The sequence below is a fragment of the Methanofollis sp. UBA420 genome, from assembly GCF_002498315.1.
Classification (GTDB): Archaea; Halobacteriota; Methanomicrobia; order Methanomicrobiales; family Methanofollaceae; genus Methanofollis.
The window spans coordinates 58,680-78,872 of sequence record NZ_DAGX01000007.1 but is presented as its reverse complement, the minus strand read 5'-3'; the positions used below and the strand labels follow the sequence as shown (position 1 = coordinate 78,872).

The window sequence follows — 20,193 nt, the reverse complement described above, 5'->3', positions numbered from 1 at the left end:
TCTCCATGTATCCTGCCTCGCACACACAGGGATATATATCCTCTCAATTGCATGCGCACGCATCAGATCGAAAGGATTCTTAAGAGTCAATGCTTTTGCATAGACATGGACAGAACGCAGATCCTGATTCTGGGCATCGCCCTCCTCGTCTGCACCGTCCCTGCCGTCGCCAGTGCCGCGGCAGAGACGATCGGCGGCGACCAGGGCTATTATGCCGTCCACTGCAACGTCGACGGCGCAAAGGTCTACTTCGACAACGACCTCAAGGGCGAGATCACGAGCGGCCGCCTTCTGGTGCCGGTCTACGTGACAGGCACGCCGTACAAGACCATCAGCATCGAGGCAGACGGCTATGAGACCTACACCACCTCGATCGTCGAGTACCCGGCCAAGGGCGAGACCGTCGACATCAACGCCAACCTCCAGCAGGCACCGATCGGCGGCGACATGGGCGCATTCCTCGTGAAGTCCAATGTCGAGGGGGCAAAGGTCTTCTTCGACAACGACCTCAAGGGCGAGATCGCAAACGGCGAACTCGTCGTCCGCGTCTATGTGACAGGCACGCCGTACAAGACCATCAGCGTCGAGGCCGACGGCTACGAGACATACACCGCACCGGTCACCGAGTACCCGGCCAAGAGCGAGACCGTCACTATCACGGCGACCCTCCAGCAGGCTCCGATCGGCGGCGACATGGGCGCATTCCTCGTGAAGTCCAATGTCGAAGGGGCAAAGGTCGCCTTTGACGGCGAGGCCAAGGGCGAGATCAAAAACGGCGAACTCCTTGTCAGGGTCTACGTGACAGGCACGCCGTACAAGACTGTCACCGTCAGCGCCGAGGGCTACGCGCCGCAGTCCGTCGGGATCAGCCAGTACCCGGCAAAAGGGGAGACTGTCGAGATCGACACCACCCTCACGCCGGTAACCCCCACGCAGTCCCCGCTCTCACCCTTCGCGGTGCTCGGGTCCCTCTGCATCTGCGGGGCTTTCCTCCTGCTGCGGCGGGAAAATTAAATCTTTTTTCCCAGGATTCTTTCAAGAAGGGGGCGCTTGAGGAGCGCCACCTCATAATCGAAATACTCGACCCATTCTGAGATGAGGGAGGTCGTCCTCTTCTCGGCCGCGAGCGCCTCTTCAAGAGCTGCGATCCTGGCCTCAAGGGCCTGCCTCTGGCTGTCCAGTCCCGAACGGAGGGCGGCGATCTCGGCGTCCTGCCGCGCCACCACGTCCTTGAGGTCGCGGGCCTCGGCATAGGCCTGCACCACCGGCGAGGGCGCGGGCTCCGGCCCCTCGTCGTCGACAGGTTCGACCGCCTCTTCCGGGCTCTTTCCCTCCTTCGCCGCCCGGGCAAGTTTTTTCACCGTCTCGACGGCCGCCGCGGTGTACAGGCGCGCCGGGCCGATGCTCCGGGAGTGAAAGAGGTCGGGGTGGGCGGCCAGGTACTCCCGCACCTCGGCCTCGGGGAGGCCGGCGAGGTCGGCGATCTCGGCCGGCTTGAAATATTGCATTCCCATCGTCATGGCGTCGTCCAGCAGATGATCCTTTCTTCCTTCAGCGGAAAAATGCTCCCATTTCTCACGGTACTCGCTCGCCCTCGACGAACCAGTTCATAAAATACCGGAAGGACCGGTTCCGCCGCTTCGCAAGCCCGACATCGAAACCGTCAAGGACCGCCTGCATGAACGCAATGCGGGAGACACCCCGGGGGATGAGGGCGTTGAAGGCCTCCTTCGTGATCCGCTCGGTCCTGTGGGGGAGGGGCGGGAGGCCGAGCGCGGCCTCCTCCTCCTTCCCCACGCCGGCGAGGTACCAGCTCTCGATCTCGGCGATGACGATGACGATCATCTCGGCCTCCATCGCGTGGCCGAAAGAGTCCAGCGTCTCCTGCACCCGGCGGCCGGCATAGGGGGTGCTGTCGATGTCCCTGACAAAGACATAGGGAAAACCGGCCTTTCTCAGCGCCCTGACGAGGTTCATCGTCCGCAGCCTCTTCTCGCAGGCGTACTTCCAGACCTTCGTCTCGTAGCCCTGTGCCGCAAAGAGGGGGGCGACGACGCGGTCGAAGAAGCGTTCGTCGTCCGGCCCTTCGAGAAAAAAATAGAGGGGTTTTTCCGCCATCGGCCCGCCTCAGAGGAGGTTCTGGACATAGAGTTCGTCGATCCCCATGCTCTCCAGGAAGACCTCGAGCTCGGCGCGTTCGGATGGGCGGGAGATGGACGAGTAGCCTTCCCTGTCCCTCCTGAGGAGGAGGATGTTCTCCCTGCCGCCGTACTTCACCACCTCGGGGTGGTGGGTGGTGACGAACACCTGCCGCCCCAGGTGACAGGCGACGTCCTGCATCATGGTGACGAGTTTCGCGATCAGGTGGGGGTGGATGTTCCTCTCCGGTTCTTCGATGATGACCACCGGTTTCTCCTCGAAATAGAGGATGACGACAAGGGCGGTGAGGTTGATCGTCCCGTCCGAAAGGAGGAAAGAGGGGACTGCGGCGCCGGCGGTGTACTCCTCCTTCACCGTGGCGATGAGAGAGCGCTCGGCGATAGCGTCGACCCTGATCTCCTCGATGAAGGGGAGGAGGTCGCGGACGAACGACCAGGCGCGGCGTTTCTTCTCCGGGTCCGCGAGGATCGCCCTGAGCACCAGGGCGAGGTTGCGCCCGTCCCTTTCGAGTTCGGCACGGCCCGGGATCTCGGCGGCCCTCTTTGCCAGGCGAGGGTCGAGGTCGTAGTGGCCGATATCGCGGAAGAAACCTCCGACACGGGAGACCAGGGGCGAGAAGGTCGGGTAGATCGCAGGGCTCTCCAGGATCGACTCGTCTGGGGCAAGCTTCGCAGGCATCAGGGGAGTGCATTCGGGTTCAGGTGCGAGTCCGGCCGGCGTGACAGTGCAGCCGACCGCACCGTCGGCCGACCTGACCAGGGTGATCTCCCCCTCTCCCGGGGACGAGGGCCGGCCGTCGCCGTCCACGACCGTATAGACGCACGACGCCGTGATCCGCTCCTCGGCCACCGTGCAGCCGCCCCCGGCGCAGGCGAGGGTGATCTCATAGCTGCCCCGCAGGGCCGCGGCCTCGATCACCCGGCCGCCGTCCCGGAAAAAGCGGACCCGCGCCGGGTCGGCGGCGGCGTCGAGGGAGACCGAGATCCCGGTCGTCTCGCCGGGAGGAGCGCGGAGGTTCCTGATATACTCCCCGCCCCCCTGGAGGGAGACGGCATTGGCAAAGCCCTCGCGTGCGCAGTCGGAGAGAAAGGTGAAGGCGTCGACAAAGTTCGACTTGCCGGCGGCATTCGGGCCGATGATCACGGAGAAAGGGCCGAAAGCCGCCGATGCGGCCTGAAAGCTCTTGAAGTTCCTGAGGGAAATTCCTGAAATCTTCATCGTGCACCTCAGGATCGGGTATTGCCTCAGGGGAAATAAAGCGCTTCTCTTTTTTGCATCTGTACATTTATATATGATGCAGCATATGCTCGGCCATGGGTTTCTACGGAGAAGTGCTCGACAAGGTATCTGACCTGATTACGGCCGCATTCGGACTGGTCGCCGCGCTGGCATGGAACGGTGCGATCCAGACGCTCTTCGTCGAGGTCTTCGGGACGACGGAGAGCCTCGCGGCACAGTTCACCTATGCGATCATCGTCACGATCATCGCCGTGCTCGCCACCATCTGGATCGCACGGATGGCCGCACGGGCGGAAACAGAGAAAAAAGAGTGAGAAGACTCACTTCCAGATCCAGCCGATAACCCCGCTGTCCGCGGTCTCGTTCCCGGCGAGGGCCCGGAGGCGCTCCTGCTCCTCCTCCATCACCCGCAACTGGTCCTGGAGAAGGGTGCGGGTCTCATTGTCGCAGGTGCAGTTCTCCACCAGGCGCTGCATCTCCCGGATCTGGTCGCGGCTCTGGTTCAGGTTCTGGAAGAGGGTTTCGGCCGCGGCCTCGTCGCCGCCGGCAAGGAAGCGCATCCAGCCCGGCCTGGCCTGGATCTGCTCCTCGGCCTGGAGGCGGGTCTGGATCGAGTTATTGAAGGTACGAGCGATCGCCGAGACATTCTTCCCGATGCCGCCGTCCATCTCGCCGAGGGCGAGGAAGGTGTGGACGGCGAGGCGGACCTCGTTCTGGTTCTTCCAGACCTTCTGCTTCTCAGGGGGGAGAGCACCGGTCTCGTTCTCCAGGTCGCCTACAGTCTGGTTGACCCGTTCCCTCAGGCGTTCGTGGAGGGTGGCGTTCTTCTTCACCTGCCCGGGAGCGGTGCTCACCTTCACGGTAAGGGGTTTGCCTTTCCCCGGCGCCTTCGTCGGTTCAGGTGTCGCATTGACTGCTGGATCCTGCTCGTCACCCGCGTCCTCCTCCAGGAGGACCGGGGCACTGTTTCCTGCTTTCCCCTGACCGTTCCCGTTGCCGTTCCCGGGAACCGCAAGGGCCGGGGCAACGAGGAGGAGACAGAGAATGAGCACGGCTGCTTTTCTCATCATCTGATATTCACCAGGAATGCCTCTGTCAGGGTTGGATAAGAATATGTTGAACCCGGAGGTTCAGCCTTCGCTATTCAGAGAGAGGAGGCGTACCTCTTCCAGAGGATCCAGAGGGCCGCGATCAGCAGGGCGATCAGGCCGAGGGCGCCGAGGCCGAGTGTCGGGCTCTGCCTGAAGAGGGAGAGGACGGCGTCGGCGCCGAGGGCGATGGCGTAACTGCTGACAAAGCTCCCGATGAGAACGCACCCGACTGCACGCTGTGCGGTGAAGCCCATGATCCGCCCGAGGACCGTGGCGTTCATCCCACCGGACCCCTGGAAGGGAACGATCACGAAGACGATCAGCCCGGCGGTCGAGAGGCGCTCAAGCCAGGGGCGGGCATCGAGAAATGCCCTGCCGCCGGCCATGAATTTCCCGAGGAATGGGCCGAGCACCGGGATCTTCAGGGTGAGGTCGAGGTTGAGGGCGACGAAGAGCGAACAGCAGAGGTCCACCGTCACCGTGCAGGCGGCGATGAGCCACCAGGGTTCGCCAAGGCCGATCCCGACCGGGATCACCGTCTCCTTTCCTGCCGGCGGCACAAGGTACACGAAGAGCAGCCCGGCAAGGGTCAGGAACTCCTGATAGGACCTCGTGAGGTAGAGCACAAGGAGGAGGAGGGCGCCGAGCCCGAAGGGAAGGGCGAGTTTGATCGCCCTGTCGGCCAACGGATTCGCATGAAAGGTGACATCCCTGAGAGAGAGGATCCCGGTCATCTGTCACGAGAGATTGGTGGCCCACCCATATGAAGGAGCGCCACACGACATAGGACAAGAACGGAAGCACCGGCGAGGACGAGCGCGACGGCCACCGTACCGGCGGCACAATACTCCCTGAGGAGAGACGCGGCGGCACCGGCCCCGAAGGCGAGGAGGGCAGACCCGATGACACATCCCGCCGAGACGCAGACGACTACCGCACGCCTGCCCATCCCGAGCATCCGGCCGGCAAACGCCCCGCCGACACCGCCCGAGCCCGCGAAGGGGAGGACGGTAAAGAGGACGAGTCCCGGAGAGGAGAGACGGCGCAGCGCGGGGTGGCGTTCAAAGAAAGTACCGGCGACACCGGCGGCGCGGGAGAGGGCAGGGCCGACGTACGGGAGGGTCATAAGGAGGTCAGCGTTCAGGACGACGAGGAGGCAGCCGGCGATGTCCACCCAGGCAAAGGAAGCAGCGGTGAGCCACCAGGGGTAACCGAGGGCCGCCGCAACCGGGATGAGGGCCTCGCCCCCGACAGGCGGGACGATATAGGCGGCAACAAGGGCGAGATAGACGGGGGCGAGGTTGGGGAAGACAAGGACGAGAACCAGGACGTACAGGGGATACATCAGGAGAGGGATGCCGAGCCTGAGGGCGCGGTCGAGTGCCGGGTCCTCCGCAAACAGTGTATCTCCTTTCAGGTCCATCGGAGATGGGGTCGGCGGCCGGGGATAAAAGAGTGGCGGGTCAGGGATGGCCCCGCTCGGCAAGGATGCGCCCGACGATCTGGGACGAGGAGGAGAGAGGCCCCTCGTACCGGCCGATCCGCACCACGCGGGCCCGCAGGCCGTGCTCCCGCAGGGCCCGCTCAAGGTCCTCCTCCTTGAAGAACTGGTTGAAGCCGAGAGTGATCACGTCGGGGTCGATCTCCCTGATAGGAGCGAACAGATCGGTCTGGTCGCCGAGGCGGGCATGGTCGACAGGCTTCAGGGCCGCGACCATCGCGAGGCGCTGCTCCTCAGGCATGATGGGCTTTGGCTTGTGGCGGACATTGACGTCCCGCGCCACGATCACGTGGAGTTCGTCGCCGAGTTTCTTCGACTCCTCCAGGTAGAAGAGGTGTCCGGGGTGGAGGATGTCAAAGGTGCCGGTGGCGACGATCCGCTTCATTCCACCACCTCAAGGTCATAGGGCTGGCCGTCCGCGGTGAAGCAGGCCCAGTCGTCGGGGCCGTACGGCCAGCCGATGATCAGGTTGCAACGGCCTGTCCTCGGGAAGAAGGAGAGGTCGGCGTCCGAGGGATAGAGGACGCCGTTCGGGTGGGAGTGGGCGCTCCCCGCGTTGTGGGTGCCGAGGGGTAGCATGTCCAGGAAGACGCTCGCGCTCTCCTCGTTGCTCGTCGTGCCCGGGACGAGGTCGAGTTCCCTGATGACGCCGTCCTCTTCCCTGAGGATGGCGGCGAACTCGTTCGGATGGTTCTCGGCCCCCAGCCTGAGGAGGAGGTCGAGGAGGTCGGCGGAGATACCCCTGATCTTCATAGGTCTATGGAACTTGGGCGGCATGGCCAATCAATGATTGCATCGGAGGATCAGAGGGGACCGTCCTGCACATAGCTCCTGCCGAACTGAACGGCGATCTCGGCCCGCGCCAGTTCCCGGCCGAGATAGGCGGCGTGGTCGAGGCGGGTGACGCAGCCGCCCTCCAGCAGGGCGGCAGCGAGGTCGGCGGCCGTCCGGCCCCGGTAGACCGTCCCCCTGTGTTCGACCAGGATCCAGCCGCCGTCGACGGCGATCCTGATGTTCCCCGCGGGGTCGGGGGTGAAGGCGTCTGGGGCGGGGGCGACGTCGAGAACTTCACCCACGGGGAGGGGCTCGCGCCGCCGCCTCTTCTCCTTGAGGACGAGGAGATCGATGCCGAGGTCCTTCGGGTACGGGTGGTCGCCCATCGCCGCCATCATCTCTGTCGCCCGGCGCATCTCCGCGACCGAACCCTTCGTCTTGTCCGAGTGTTCGGAGGTGAAGATCAGAGAGGCCCCGACCTCATGGGCACAGACCGCGAGAAGGGCGTTCACCCCGACGGAGTCTGCGTCGATGAGTTCCGTGACATTGCCGGCGCCGAAGAAGAGGGGGACGTCGCCATCGGAAAAGCCGCAGAGGGAGGCGACAAGTCCTGAGCCCGCGGGCTGGAGGAGGGGGTCGGCGATGAGGGCGAAGATGCCGGCGTCCTGCGCGGCGCGGAGGTTCGCCGCAAGGCCGGCCGCGCCCGGCACGACGACCGCCGCAACACCGGCCGCGGCGATCTCCTCCCCGACGAGGGGGATGTTCCCCTCGTGGAGGGAGAGGACCAGGTCTGCCCGGCAGAGCGACGCCCGGATCAGGGCCGGGTCCTGCGTGTCCGCGGCAAGAGAGCCCTCGATCCCGTCGAGAACCGCAAAGCACCTCTCCACGTCGGCAGGCACGGCGTCGAAGCCAAAGCCAAGGTCGACGATGTCGGCACCCCGGGAAAAGAAGTCCTCGACGGCCGCACGGAGGGCCGGGTGGCGGTGGGCGTCCATGATCTCGGCAAGGACCTTCATCCGCGACCCGCCCCCGATCTTCGTTCCCCGCAGGACGATCTCAGGCTCCGCGGCATCCTCGAGGGCGGAAAGGCAGCGGTATGCCGCGTCCCGTCTCTCCGAGGCAAAGAGTTCGTCGGCAGGGACCTCCCGGGAGAGGGCGACCTTCCCGAGGAGGGGGAGGACCATGGCGAGGTCCGCGGCATGACGCGGCCCGCGATAGACAGGCACGCCGGTTTCCTCCTCGACAGAGGCAAAGGAGGCCGTCGACATCCCGGAGACGAGGACGAGATCGTAATCTCCTGCTTTGACGAGGTCCCGAAGATTTTCCGGGGTCAGGAACGCGGCTATATCGCCGGTGACGACGACGTCGGCGTCAAAGCCTTCGGCGGCCTTCCGGACGACTCCGGCGGTCGCCTCGCCCGTGGGAAGGAGGATCCGCATACCATTCCTTAAGAGGGCGGAGACCTAAAATGATCTGATCCCATGCTGAGATGTGATCTGCACATCCATACCAGATATTCCCGTGACGGCGAGAGCAGCGTCGAGGATATACTGAGACAGGCCGAAGCCGTCGGGCTCGACGCGGTTGCGATCACCGACCACGACACCGTGGAGGGGGCCCTCCACGCCCTCCAGTGCCGGACGTCCGTGATCGTCATACCCGGGACAGAGATCTCGACAAAACAGGGGCACCTCCTTGCCCTCGGCGTCACAAAAGCCTTCCCGAAGGGCATGGACTTTTTTGAGGCCGTCCACCGCGCCAGGGAGGCGGGCGCCGTCCTCATCCTCCCCCACCCCTACCATATGTGGCGCCACGGCGTCGGCCTGAAACTCAGGGCCGGTCCGGCCCTCGTCGACGCCATCGAGGTCTTCAACAGCAGGTACATCATGGGGACCGCGAACAGGAAGGCAGCAATGATCTCCCGGGACCTCGGAAAGCCCGCGGTCGGGGGGAGTGACGCCCACCAGTCACGCTTTGTCGGCTACGGCTACACCCTTGTCAATGCCGACCGCAACCTCGACGCAATCCTGGAGGCGATCCGCACCGGAAAGACCGCTGCAGGCGGGAGGATGACACCCCTCCGCTCGTACACCACCCAGTCCCTGAAGAGTTCCTGGAAGAAGATTCAGGCCAGGATCCCGAAATGAGGCTTGCGTTCAGGATCGGCTACTGGGGGGACGACTTCTACGGTTCTCAGGTCCAGCCCGACCTCCGCACCGTTGAGGGCGACGTGATCGCGGCGTGTATACGGATCGGCCTCTTCTCAGATCCCAGGGATGCAAGATTCGCCTTCGCCGGCAGGACAGACCGTGGCGTCCATGCCGCCGGGCAGGTCTGCGCCTTCACGACCGCCGAGCCGGAAAGGGCGGTGGCGGCCCTGCGGTTCGAACTCCCTGCCGACATCTGGACGACAGGGTGGGCAGAGGTGCACGACCTGTTCAGCCCGAGAAAGGAGGCCGCCGCACGGACGTACCGCTACTATTTTGTCGAGCACCCGGGCGACACGGCGGCGATGGACGACGCGGCGCAGGATTTCGTGGGCGAGCACGACTTCTCCCTCTTCTCCCGGCAGAGCGAGAGAGATCCTCTCCGCCATGTCATGGCGGCCCATGTCGCGGATGAAGACGGCTTCTGCGTCTTTACGGTGACGGCCGAGAGTTTTCTCTGGAACATGGTGCGGTGCATGGCCTTCGCCCTCGCCGCCGTCGGCAGAGGGGAGATGGATGCCGGCGGGATCAGGGCCCTGCTGGCAGGCGAGGGGACGGCGCGTGTGCCGGCCGCACCACCCGGCGGCCTGATCCTCACCGACGTCGCGTATCCCTTCCCCTTCACTCCCCTCCTCCCCTCGCCGAAGGCAGAGAGGGCACTTGCCGAGCGGGAACAGGACTTCAGGTTGAAAAAAAGGGTGACTGCAGCCCTACGCGGGCTGAGCCTGGATCTCCTTCGGGAGGAGCAGGCCGACGACAAACTCAGGGACCTGCCGTGAGGTCTTGACAGAGAGGAAGAAGTTCTCCTTTCCCTCGACAAGCCCCCTGTACTTCATGAGCATCTTGAAGTCTGTGGAGAGGAGGGTGACGCCAAAGACCTTCATGCTGGCATGGTGCTCTGCCACTTCCTTCTCGTCGCCGACGATGAGTTTCTCCCTGTTGCCATTGACGTCGAGAATGAGTTCATTGTCATAGCTGAGGACCATCATCCTGACATTCCCGACCGTGACAGGTTCACCGTCAGGGAACCAGGCATTGTAGGTCGTCATGTACGGGTAGGTGGCTCCCGGCGTCGGATCCCCGATCTCGACGTCCAGGGTGAATGCCGCCGCAGCGACGAGGATCACCAGAAGTCCCAGGACGCCGAGAACGACCTTCTTCTTCCCGCCCTTTTTCACGGGTTCAGGGGCCGGGGGAGGGGATGGGGGCGCCATCGGTTGCTCGACCGGGACTGACTGTGATGGCTGAGGGAGGTCTGCCGGAGGGACAGTGCCGTCCGCCGCGTCATCGTGGACATGTTCTTCGGTCATAATTTCCCGGGGAGAGTGCGTGTCTTCAGCATTTATGGCTGATGGATTGTGGCGGGAGATCTGGCGATCCGAACCAACAAGCCCAAGTCAGCGCGCACCCAAACTATGTACGTCCATAATAGCAACCTACAAGAGTCCCCCGACAAATGTAATGATCGATAATGAGCAACTATCACAGGTGAGGAGTTGAGCACTATTTCTGAGATTCCGAAAGAGGAGTACATCAAGACCTGCACAGCCGCATGTGCAGGGTGCAGTTCCTCCCTCTGTCTTCGCTATGTCCTGAAGGCCGCGGGGCCCGACACGGTCCTTGTCATCCCGGCCTGCTGCACATCGGTGATCCAGGGGGTGTACCCGAACACGTCCTTCAATGTCCCGGTGTACAACATCGCCTTCGCAGCGGCGGCAGCCTGCGCCTCGGGCATGAGCAAGGCGTTCAGGAGCGCGGGGAAGAAGACGAACGTCATCGCCTATGCAGGCGACGGCGGGACGGTGGACATCGGCATCCAGGCGCTTTCCGGCGCCTTCGAGCGCGGCACCGACTTCCTGTACATCTGCTACGACAACGAGGCCTACGGGAACACCGGCATGCAGCGTTCGGGCGCCACCCCCCTCGGCGCCCTGACGACGACGACGCCGGGCGGCAAGGGCGAGTTCAAGAAAGACCTCGACCGTATCGTCGCCGCCCACAACCCGCCCTATATGGCGACGGCGTGCAGCGCCTACCCCCTCGACCTGTACAAGAAGGTCAAGAAGGCGCTCTCCATCGAAGGGCCGAAGTTCATCCACATCCTTGCGCCCTGCCCGCCGGGCTGGCGCTACGAGTCCGACCGGACGATCGAGATGGGCAAGCTCGCGGTGAAGACCGGGTCGTGGGTGCTCTGGGAGCGCGAGTACGGGAAGTTGACCGTCTCCGGGCCCTCGAAGGCCGCGATGAAAAACCCGCTGCCCCTCGAAGAATACCTGAAGGGCCAGGGCCGTTTCAAGAAGGCGACCCCCGAGATCATCGCCGAACTCCAGCAGGCCCTGAACAAGAACCTGGAGAGGATCAGGAAAGAGGAGGAAGGAATATGCTGATCATCTCAACAGGGAACAAGGCCGTCGCCGCGGCAGTGAAACAGGCGCACCCGTCTGTCGTCGCCGCCTACCCGATCACGCCGCAGACCGAGATCATCGAACAGATTGCAAACTACGTCGCCGGCAAGGAGATCGCAACCGAGTACATCCCGGTGGAGAGCGAGCACTCGGCGATGGCCGCGTGTATCGGCGCATCGGTGACCGGTGTGCGGACCTTTACGGCGACGAGTTCCCACGGCCTGCTGTACATGCACGAGATGCTCCACTGGGCCGCGGGGGCCCGCCTGCCCATCGTGATGGCGAACGTGAACCGCGCCCTCGGGCCGGGCTGGAACACCTGGGCCGAGCACACGGACGCCTTCTCCCAGCGCGACACAGGCTGGCTGCAGGTCTATGTGGGGACTGTCCAGGAAGCCTACGACGCCACCCTGATGGCCTTCCGTATCGCCGAGGACGAGCGCGTCCTCCTGCCGGTGATGGTCAACCTGGACGGCTTCTCCCTCTCCCATATCATGCAGTCCCTGGACACCGTCGAGCCCGGCGACTTCATCCCGCCGATCAGACTGCCGTACGCGATCGACGTGAACAACCCGATGGGCTACGGCCCCATGACCGGGCCTGCCGACTACTTCAAGTTCAGGTGGGACATCGAGCGTTCGATGCGGGACGCACGGGACGTGATCCGCGAGACGGAGGAGGAGTTCGCCCGCCGGTTCGGACGGAAGTACGGCCCGACAGAGGACTATCAGTGCGAGGACGCGGACGTCGTCGTCGTCTCGATGGGCACCCTCGGCAAGGAGGCCGAGGTGGCCGTCGACATCCTCCGGAAGGAGGGCATCAAGGCCGGTTCGATGCGGCTGCGCTGGTTCAGGCCCTTCCCTGACCTCGACCTGAAGGGGAAGGAGGTCGTGGTCATCGACCGCGACTACTCCTTCGGCTTCGGCGGCGTGGTGGCGGCCTCGATCAAGGCGAAGACCGGCATCGAGTGCTACAACGTGATCGCCGGCCTCGGCGGCCAGGAGGTCACGTACGACGATATCGCGGGCTTCGTGCGGGACCGGAAGATCGGTGAAGAGATGTGGTTCGGGGTGAGCGAGTAATGTACGAGATCAGGATCCACTCCCGCGGCGGGCAGGGCGGCGTGACCGCGGCCCGTCTCCTCGCCCTTGCGGCGTTCAGGGACGGGAAGCACGCAACCGCATGCCCCTTCTACGGGGCAGAGCGCCGGGGCGCACCTGTCGTCTCCTTTGTGCGGATCGACGACGCCCCGATCAAGATCTATTCCCAGATCAGGAACCCGGACATGGTCGTCGTCCTCGACGCCTCGGTGATGGAGACGGTGGACGTCCTCCAGGGCCTCAAGGCGGGCGGGAAGGTGCTCGTCAATTCAGAGCACCCGCATGAGTTCCCGGGATTTGCCGCGCACCACGTCGACCTCACCGGCATCGCCCTGGCAAAGAACCTGGCGATCGCCGGGACGCCGATCGTGAACACCCCCTTCCTGGGGGCGGCGGCAAAACTCGGCATCGTCTCCTTCGAGTCGGCAAAGCAGGCGATCAGGGAGATGTTCTCCGACGAGCGGAACGTGCAGGTGGCCGAGGCCGCCTACGAGGAGATGGTCATATGAGAGAGCGGCTTGCACTGAGCAGACCGAAGGCCGGGGCCTGCGGGCTCACCGGGTCGTGGCGGGTCTTCCGCCCGGTCGTGGACAGGGAGAAGTGCAACCAGTGCGGGATCTGCGAGATCCACTGTCCCGACGGCGTGATCGACGAGGAACTGAATATCGACCTCGATTTCTGCAAGGGCTGCGGCGTCTGCGCCAATGTCTGCCCGAAGAAAGCGATCACGATGGTCCGCGAAGAGCGGTGAAGGGTCTCGGACTGAAAACCTATTCTGGGGGGAGGAGTGACATCCTCCTCCTATTCTAAGTCTGAGGAATAAGAACAGGATCTCGTAAGAGCGATTAGTTTCTCATCCTAGGGGTCTGCAACCCCGCGCTCACTGCCATTAGGATAGGCGGGGATATAGCCATCTCCCTCCCCCGAGTGTCATGTTCACTCTTCCCGGGGCCAATCCTAATTTCGGGGGTCCGGGGGCAACGAGAAGACCAAAGGTCTTTGAGGCAGTCCCCCGGTGGGCAGTATGGGGAAGGCAGTGGATCGGCATCTTGTCCGGGGGACTACGCCCCCAGACCCCCGCTCAAGATTGGACCGGGGGATGGCAATCTCCCTCCCGACCCTACTAGAGAACATCGAATCGCTCTCCTCTCGATAAAGTCTCCCGAGCCCTATGTTGCACTTCCCCCAAACCCCCCCACCCCCGGTACATATCCTTTTTCCGACCACAAAGAGATGAGTTGGTACGATGACGCCAGCAGACCCCCCGGCAAAAGAGGTCGCCCTCGTCCACTGCCGGACCTACGACGAAGAACAGGTCTATGCCGCGGTGGAACGGGCGGTCGGCCTCCTCGGCGGGGTTGGGGCCTTCGTCCCGCGGGGGTGCCGGGTGCTCCTCAAGCCCAACCTGCTGATGGGCGCGGAGTCCAGGCAGGCGGTCACCACCCACCCGGCAGTCGTGAAGGCGGTCGCACGCCTGCTTGCAGAGCACGGCTGCACGGTCGTCATCGCCGACTCGCCCGGCGCGGGGACGCGCTACACCCGCCGGAACCTTGAGCGGGCCTATGAAAGATCCGGCTTTACCGGTGCGGCCGCGATACCGGGGGTCTCCCTCTCCACCGCGACCTCGTCGAAGACCGTCCCCTTCCCCGAGGGGGAGGTGATGAAGCGCTTCTCCATCATCGACGCCGCCCTCGATGCCGACGCGATCGTCGTCGTCTCGAAGGCGAAGACCCACCTCTTCACCGGCTACTCCGGGGCCGTCAAGAACCTCTTCGGCGTGATCCCCGGCCTTGAAAAACCGGTCTTCCACGCGAGGTTCAGGGACCCGCAGGAGTTTGCGAGGATGCTCCTCGACCTCAACACCCTGGTGCACCCGGCCCTCCATATCATGGACGCGATCGTCGGGATGGAGGGAGACGGCCCGATGTCGGGGTCGCCGCGGCCTATCGGCGCCGTCCTTGCGGGTGCGAATGCGACGGCGGTCGACATCGTCACCTCCCGGTTGATGGGGATGGACCCTGCCGACATCGGCACGATCAGGAGTGCCGCGGAGCGTGGATGGGTTAGCCCGGACTTCAGGGAGGTCGGGGTGATCGGCGACGACCCCGGAGCAGTGACTGTCTCCGACTTCAGGAAGGCATCCACCCACCCGTCAGCCCCGGCCGTCCCCTTCCTCAACAGGCAGATACTCCCCTTCCTCCAGCGGCGGGGGACGGAGATCAGGCCGACGCCGGTGCCTGACCCCGAACGGTGCACCGGTTGCGGCAGGTGCGCCCGCGCCTGCCCGGTCGCGGCGATCAGCATCGAGGAAGGCAGGGCCGTGATCGACGAATCCTCCTGCATCCGCTGCTACTGTTGCCATGAGATGTGCGAAAACAGGGCGATAGGACTGCGGCAAGGGCTTGCGGGAAAACTTTTGTCGTCTCTTCTCAAGTGAAGCATACAGGATCAGCCAGAGTTTACCCACATTTTTCAAGAAATACGCCATTTTTGCAGCATTAAAATGAAAAGGAACCCCCAAAAGATTTAGAAATCTATATTTTTTTCAAAAAAGCCACAAAAAAGGTATCGGGGCAGAGATATCTGATCAATGTCAGCACAAAAAGACATAGAGTACGAAATAATCGTGCGGATAAAATGCAATCCATTAAATAACATACTGAGTAGATGATCATCTATCCCGGAGCGCGACGGCCCGTGACCGGCCGGAGCCCGATGTCTGACCCCACGCACACACGGCACCCTCCGGTGATGGGATATGGCGAGAATCGCCCTCCAGAGCAAAAATCAGACAGGAGATCATCATGCCAGAGAAAGAACCCACCATCGAAGATTGTCAGAAAAAGATCACCAGACTGGAGAAGGAGATCAGGAAAAACGAGAATCTGGCCGCGGGCATGGACCAGATCCCCCTTCCAGCCCACATCATCGACACCGACTTCAACGTCCTCTACATCAACAGGGCGGCTGCAGACCTCCTCGGGAAAAAACAGGAGGAATGCATCGGCAAACCGTGCTATGACCTCTACAGGACAGGCCTCTGCAACTCGAAGGAATGCCCCTGCAGGGTTGCGATGACTGAGGGGCAGGTCAACACCATCACCAACGACCTCGGGGACGGACGGGTGATCAAGTGCACCGGCGCCCCGTACAGGGACGGCAGCGGCGCGATCATCGGGGCGGTCGAGTACTTCCCCGATGTCACCGGTGAGGTCAGGATGATCAAGGACCTCCTCGGGGTGGCCGACGGTATCAGAAACGGAAACCTCTCTGTCAGGGCAAAACTCGACGGCGAGGGCGAAATCCTCCAGATCGCGAAGGGGGTCAATGCGATCATCGACGCGATCACCGAGCCCCTCCCGCCGACCATCGCCGTGATCGACCAGATCGGGCGGGGCGAGATCCCCGGGAAGATCACGGCCGATTACAAGGGAGACTTCAAGAACCTCAAAGAGAGCATCAACCGCTGTGTCGACGGGCTCGAATCCCTCAGGGAGTGCGATACCGTCCTCCAGAAGATCGCCGCGAACGACTACACGAAAAAGGTCGAAGGGCAGTATACCGGCGTCTATGCCGACATCGCCGACGCAGTGAACACTGTCCGCGAGCGCCTCCTCGTCGTCCTCAAGGTCGCCACCAACATTGCACAGGGCGATCTCTCCGATCGCGATGAACTCAAGAAGGTCGGGAAGCGTTCAGAGAATGACAGGATGCTCCCTGCACTGATCGGGATGGGCGAGGGGCTTGCAGCCCTGGTCAGGGATGTTGAGATGCTCGCAAGGGCAGGCCAGGAAGGGAAACTCTCTGTCAGGGCCGACGTCTCCCGCCACCAGGGTTCCTTCGCCGAGGTAGTCTCCGGCGTCAACGGCCTCCTCGACGCCATTCACAGACCCCTGAACGAGGGGATGCGGGTCTCGGCGGCCATCGCCGACGGCGACTACACGAAGACGTTCTCCGACGACATCGAGGTTTCCGGAGAATTCAAGCGCTTCAGGGATTCCCTGAACCAGATATCAGTCAATGGCAGCGGCGCGTTCAGGCAGGTCAAGCAGGCAGCCGAACAGGTCCAGCTCGGTACTCTCGAAGCGAGCAAGGGCGGCGACCAGATCGCCAAGGCCGCCGAGCAGGTGGCCCTCACCAGTCAGCGGTGCGCCGACCTCGGCAAGAAGACCCTCACCAAGATGGAGGAGATCACCCAGAAGTTCAGCGACCTCTCGGCCTCGAACGAAGAGATCGCCAGCACCTCGCAGGAAGTCCTCGAGAGAGCACAGAATGTCGCCGAGGTGGGCAGGGACGCGGAGAAACTCGGTAAGGAGGCCAACACGAAGATCACGGTCGTTGAAAAGATCGCCAACGAGAGCGTGATCAACATCACCCAGCTCAACCAGGAGATCCATGAGATCGACAAGATCGTGAAGCTCATCACCGACATCTCGAACCAGACCAACCTCCTCGCCCTCAACGCCGCGATCGAAGCGGCACGGGCGGGCGAGCACGGCCGCGGCTTCGCCGTCGTCGCGGGTGAGGTGAGAAACCTCGCCGGCGAGTCGAAGAAGGCGACAAACGACATCGAGAACCTCATCACATCCATCCAGGCGAAGAGCGAGAAGACCGCCTCGAACATCAGTTCAGCGAACACCGAGATCACGGCAAGTGTCGAGAGCGTGAACAAGGCGATCGTCGCCCTGAACAGGATCGTCGAGGGCGCGGTCTCGGTGACCCATGACATGGGCGAGATCGCCAAGGCCATCGAGGACCAGGCGAACACGAGCAATGCCGTCGTCCAGATCGTCGAGGACGGCAACAACCTGACGAGGTCGAGCCTCGAACAGATCGAAGACCTTGCCGCCCTGGCAGAGGAGACGAGCGCCTCGACCCAGGAGATCAACAGCGCCACTCACGAACTCCATGAACTGGCGGCCGATCTCGAAAAGCAGATGGACAGATTCAAAGTCTGAAGGTGGGGATAGACCGTGGTAAAGACCATCGACGTCGTGGAGTTCGAGATCAGCGGCACCAGGTACGCCCTCGACATCCTCCTGGCACGGGAGATCGTGGAGATGATCCCGATCACCCCGGTGCCCCTCGCGCCCCCCTATATTGCCGGGATCATCAACCTCAGGGGCGAGATCACGAACATCATCAACCTCAACACCCTCCTCCAGCTCCCGGACAGGGTGGAGGTGACGAACAGGAAGATCATCGTCCTCGTCCCCGAGGTCGCGGGAGGATCCAACCTCGGGATCATCGTCGACGACGTCCATTCGGTGATGCAGGTCTCCGAGGACGACGTGGAGACGATGGACGCGGCACTCTGCCACGAAGCATTCGTAAAGGGGATCATCAAGATCGGCGGCGATGGGGGCGACGATATCGAAGAGAAGGGTCTCGTGATCTGGATCGACATGACCAAAGTTCTCAGGAACCTTACCGCCGCGGTCTGAGGCAGACTGCGGCGGGAGATGGTAACCATAAGTGGAACATAACTCAAAATAAGATATATATTTTGAGGATAAGTAAAGAAATTAAACAATTGCCAATATTCAAAATTAAAAAATAATATATATAAGTACACGCAAGTACGTACTCGACACCCCGAACTGATGCGCACACCGGCGAACTGTCGGTTCCAGAGATCGCACCCAATCATTTTCAGCATATCGCGCGTAAGCGGGGCGTAAAAGACCAGAAGGGATCGCAATGTCGGAAATCAAGGAAATTATCGAGATACTGGAATGTGCTTCAGAGGGGGATTTCTCCCGCACCATCGATGAGAAAGATGTCGAAAAGGCCATTAAGCCATTGATAGAGCCCCTCAAGGCATGCCTCATAAAGATGGCGGAGACGGAGAAGAAGAGGGTACATGATGCCCATGACCTCAAGAACTTCAAGGACGCGATCTACCTGAACCCGGCCCCGATGCTCTTCATGGACCCGGCCCTGAACGTCCTCGACCACAATGACGCCTTTGTCGAAATGAGCGGCATCCCGCACGAAACCCTTGTCACCATTAAAATGAGCGACTTCAAGGCCACCATAACAAGGGGAGAAGGGATCAGGGAGTGCATCAGGACGAAGTCCCGCAACTTCGCTGAGGCAACCATCGAACTGCCGACAGGCACCAAGACCATAGACCTCCATAACATCCCCTTCCTGGACGAAGACGGAAAACTCCAGTCTATCCTCCAGGTCTGCATGGACAGGACCGAAGTAGAGGAGGAGAAGAAGGAGGTCGAACAGTTGGTCCGCGACGCAAAAGAGAAGGCAGAATGGTATGAGTCCATCCTGGACAGGATACCCTTCCCGATCTCGGTCACCGACATGAACATGAAGTGGACCTTCATGAACCGAGCCTTCGAGTCCCAGTGGAACAGGGACCGCGTGAAAGACTGCGGCATCTCCTGCCAGGCGACAAAGGGGCCCCTCTGCAACAATAAGGACTGTGGCATCGTGAAACTCCGCCAGAGCGGGAAGGACGAGATCACGACCCTCTTCGAGAAGGACGGCGCAAGTTTCCAGCTCGACATCGCCTACCTGAAGGATGAGAGAGGCGAGAATATCGGCCACATCGAGATCGTCCAGGATATCACCGAGATGAAGCAGCAGGAGAAGAGGGCCCAGGAAGAGGCCCGCCTCCTTGCGGAGAGCGCCGAGGAGATGCGGCAGGCGATGGACACCATGGCCGCCGGCGACCTCACGTCTCTCGTCAAGATCAGGGACGACGACGTACTCAAGGAACTTAAACTGAACTACCGCCAGGCACGGGAGTCGCTGAAGGAGACACTGACGGAGATCACCACGGTCGCACGGCAGGTCGATGACGGGACGAAAGAGACGAGCCGGAGCGCCGAGGACATCGCGAAGGCGATCGAGCAGGTCGCAACGACAAGCCAGAAGTCCGCGGAAGGGTCACGGAAGAGCCTGGAGAACATCGAGGAGATCGCACGGACGTTGTCAGACCTCTCTGCCTCCGTGGAGGAGATCGCGAGCACCTCGCAGGATGTCCTCCAGAAGACCGGCGAAGCGTCCGAACTCGGCGACCAGGCAGAGATCCTGGGCAAGGAGGCCTCAGGGAAGATGCGGGGCGTCGAGGGGATCGCGAGAAAGAGCGTCGAGGAGATCACCCGGCTCAACGAACAGATGCAGGAGATCAGCAAGATCGTGAAGCTCATCAACGATATCTCGAACCAGACCAACCTCCTCGCCCTCAACGCCGCGATCGAGGCGGCACGGGCGGGCGAGCACGGCCGCGGCTTCGCCGTCGTCGCGGGCGAGGTGAGAAACCTTGCAGGCGAGTCGAAGAAGGCGACAAACGATATCGAGAACCTCATCTCCACCATCCAGACCACCACAGACAAGACCGCAGAGAACATGGAGTCGGCCTACAGCGAGATCAATTCCGGGATCTCGAGCGTGGAAAAGGCCATCGAGGCGTTGAACACCATCGCAAAGGCGTCGAAAGAGGCGAACCAGAACATCGGCGAGATCGCGAAGGCCACCGAAGACCAGGCCAGCGCCACCAACCGCGTGATGGAGGCGATGGAGCGGAACAGGGCAGAGATCCAGCAGAACATCAAGGGCATCGAGAACATGGCCGCCCTCACCGAGGAGGTCAGCGCCTCGGCCCAGGAGGTCGGAGGCGGTGCCCAGGAGATGGCCGGCCTCGCCGACAACCTGAAGAAGAGACTCGACAAATTCACCCTCTGAGGGTCAGAA

General features: G+C 62.4%; 22 protein-coding genes. 12 read left to right on the top strand and 10 right to left on the bottom strand.

The genetic code is table 11. The annotated features are described in order from the left end of the window. Positions 1-105 precede the first annotated feature (105 nt). A complete protein-coding gene (locus BP869_RS10455) occupies positions 106-1,014 on the top strand; it encodes a PEGA domain-containing protein (RefSeq protein ID WP_342679447.1) in 909 nt (302 codons plus the stop codon). Here the strand turns inward: BP869_RS10455 and BP869_RS10450 are convergent. From BP869_RS10450 to BP869_RS10440, 3 genes are read right to left on the bottom strand one after another with little or no spacing between them, the layout of a single operon-like run. Next, positions 1,011-1,520 carry a hypothetical protein gene (locus tag BP869_RS10450; protein ID WP_342679445.1) on the bottom strand — a complete coding sequence of 170 codons (510 nt, stop codon included), beginning with the start codon at positions 1,518-1,520 and terminating at the stop codon, positions 1,011-1,013. The two genes, BP869_RS10455 and BP869_RS10450, sit on opposite strands and share 4 nt — an antisense overlap. Positions 1,521-1,575: 55 nt before the next feature. Further along, positions 1,576-2,118: a hypothetical protein gene (locus BP869_RS10445; protein WP_342679443.1), complete on the bottom strand. Its 543-nt coding sequence runs from the start codon at positions 2,116-2,118 to the stop codon at positions 1,576-1,578. Positions 2,119-2,127: 9 nt separating this feature from the next. Beyond that, the gene (locus tag BP869_RS10440; protein WP_342679441.1) at positions 2,128-3,378 is read right to left on the bottom strand and encodes an AAA family ATPase; all 1,251 of its coding nucleotides are present in this window, start codon (positions 3,376-3,378) and stop codon (positions 2,128-2,130) included. Between the two features lie 113 nt (positions 3,379-3,491). Here BP869_RS10440 and BP869_RS10435 point away from each other — a divergent pair, with 113 nt between their 5' ends. Continuing rightward, complete coding sequence (locus BP869_RS10435; RefSeq protein ID WP_342679439.1) at positions 3,492-3,713, top strand: DUF5654 family protein; 222 nt, start codon at positions 3,492-3,494, stop codon at positions 3,711-3,713. Positions 3,714-3,719: 6 nt separating this feature from the next. Here the strand turns inward: BP869_RS10435 and BP869_RS10430 are convergent, their stop codons facing one another. The 6 genes from BP869_RS10430 to BP869_RS10405 form a co-directional block, all read right to left on the bottom strand. Further along, positions 3,720-4,469 carry a hypothetical protein gene (locus BP869_RS10430; protein WP_342679437.1) on the bottom strand — a complete coding sequence of 250 codons (750 nt, stop codon included), beginning with the start codon at positions 4,467-4,469 and terminating at the stop codon, positions 3,720-3,722. A 74-nt stretch (positions 4,470-4,543) separates the two neighbouring features. Then, positions 4,544-5,224 carry a small multi-drug export protein gene (locus BP869_RS10425; RefSeq protein WP_342679435.1) on the bottom strand — a complete coding sequence of 227 codons (681 nt, stop codon included), beginning with the start codon at positions 5,222-5,224 and terminating at the stop codon, positions 4,544-4,546. Next, the gene (locus BP869_RS10420; protein ID WP_342679434.1) at positions 5,221-5,913 is read right to left on the bottom strand and encodes a small multi-drug export protein; all 693 of its coding nucleotides are present in this window, start codon (positions 5,911-5,913) and stop codon (positions 5,221-5,223) included. Before BP869_RS10420 ends, BP869_RS10425 begins: the two co-directional genes overlap by 4 nt. A 40-nt stretch (positions 5,914-5,953) precedes the next feature. Continuing rightward, the gene (locus BP869_RS10415; protein ID WP_342679432.1) at positions 5,954-6,376 is read right to left on the bottom strand and encodes an adenylyltransferase/cytidyltransferase family protein; all 423 of its coding nucleotides are present in this window, start codon (positions 6,374-6,376) and stop codon (positions 5,954-5,956) included. Then, the gene (locus BP869_RS10410; RefSeq protein ID WP_342679430.1) at positions 6,373-6,744 is read right to left on the bottom strand and encodes a Mov34/MPN/PAD-1 family protein; all 372 of its coding nucleotides are present in this window, start codon (positions 6,742-6,744) and stop codon (positions 6,373-6,375) included. The genes BP869_RS10415 and BP869_RS10410 overlap by 4 nt, the downstream gene beginning before the upstream one ends. Positions 6,745-6,794: 50 nt before the next feature. Then, positions 6,795-8,204, bottom strand: a complete 1,410-nt coding sequence (locus tag BP869_RS10405; protein WP_342679428.1) for a dihydropteroate synthase-like protein — start codon at positions 8,202-8,204, stop codon at positions 6,795-6,797. Between the two features lie 42 nt (positions 8,205-8,246). On the opposite strand from BP869_RS10405, the gene BP869_RS10400 reads away from it, so the two are divergent. Beyond that, positions 8,247-8,912 carry a PHP domain-containing protein gene (locus tag BP869_RS10400; protein ID WP_342679427.1) on the top strand — a complete coding sequence of 222 codons (666 nt, stop codon included), beginning with the start codon at positions 8,247-8,249 and terminating at the stop codon, positions 8,910-8,912. Then, the gene (gene truA, locus BP869_RS10395; protein ID WP_342679425.1) at positions 8,909-9,751 is read left to right on the top strand and encodes a tRNA pseudouridine(38-40) synthase TruA; all 843 of its coding nucleotides are present in this window, start codon (positions 8,909-8,911) and stop codon (positions 9,749-9,751) included. The genes BP869_RS10400 and truA overlap by 4 nt, the downstream gene beginning before the upstream one ends. On the opposite strand, the gene BP869_RS10390 is transcribed toward truA, so the two are convergent. Continuing rightward, complete coding sequence (locus BP869_RS10390; RefSeq protein ID WP_342679423.1) at positions 9,683-10,282, bottom strand: hypothetical protein; 600 nt, start codon at positions 10,280-10,282, stop codon at positions 9,683-9,685. The genes truA and BP869_RS10390 overlap by 69 nt on opposite strands. A 195-nt stretch (positions 10,283-10,477) precedes the next feature. Here BP869_RS10390 and BP869_RS10385 point away from each other — a divergent pair, with 195 nt between their 5' ends. The 8 genes from BP869_RS10385 (at position 10,478) to BP869_RS10350 (ending at position 20,184) form a co-directional block, all read left to right on the top strand. Then, positions 10,478-11,359 (top strand): thiamine pyrophosphate-dependent enzyme, encoded by an 882-nt coding sequence (locus tag BP869_RS10385; protein ID WP_342679904.1) that lies wholly within the window; start codon positions 10,478-10,480, stop codon positions 11,357-11,359. After that, positions 11,353-12,459, top strand: coding sequence for a transketolase C-terminal domain-containing protein (locus tag BP869_RS10380; protein ID WP_342679421.1), 1,107 nt, complete (start codon positions 11,353-11,355; stop codon positions 12,457-12,459). Before BP869_RS10385 ends, BP869_RS10380 begins: the two co-directional genes overlap by 7 nt. Beyond that, complete coding sequence (locus BP869_RS10375; protein ID WP_342679419.1) at positions 12,459-12,986, top strand: 2-oxoacid:acceptor oxidoreductase family protein; 528 nt, start codon at positions 12,459-12,461, stop codon at positions 12,984-12,986. Before BP869_RS10380 ends, BP869_RS10375 begins: the two co-directional genes overlap by 1 nt. Continuing rightward, complete coding sequence (locus BP869_RS10370; RefSeq protein WP_342679416.1) at positions 12,983-13,228, top strand: 4Fe-4S binding protein; 246 nt, start codon at positions 12,983-12,985, stop codon at positions 13,226-13,228. The genes BP869_RS10375 and BP869_RS10370 overlap by 4 nt, the downstream gene beginning before the upstream one ends. Before the next feature lie 495 nt (positions 13,229-13,723). Further along, complete coding sequence (locus tag BP869_RS10365; RefSeq protein ID WP_342679414.1) at positions 13,724-14,914, top strand: DUF362 domain-containing protein; 1,191 nt, start codon at positions 13,724-13,726, stop codon at positions 14,912-14,914. Between the two features lie 367 nt (positions 14,915-15,281). Then, entirely contained in the window at positions 15,282-17,435 is a 2,154-nt protein-coding gene (locus BP869_RS10360) for a methyl-accepting chemotaxis protein (RefSeq protein ID WP_342679412.1), read from the top strand. A gap of 15 nt (positions 17,436-17,450) precedes the next feature. Next, complete coding sequence (locus BP869_RS10355; protein WP_342679410.1) at positions 17,451-17,921, top strand: chemotaxis protein CheW; 471 nt, start codon at positions 17,451-17,453, stop codon at positions 17,919-17,921. Positions 17,922-18,177: 256 nt separating this feature from the next. After that, positions 18,178-20,184 carry a methyl-accepting chemotaxis protein gene (locus tag BP869_RS10350; RefSeq protein WP_342679408.1) on the top strand — a complete coding sequence of 669 codons (2,007 nt, stop codon included), beginning with the start codon at positions 18,178-18,180 and terminating at the stop codon, positions 20,182-20,184. Positions 20,185-20,193: the final 9 nt, after the last annotated feature.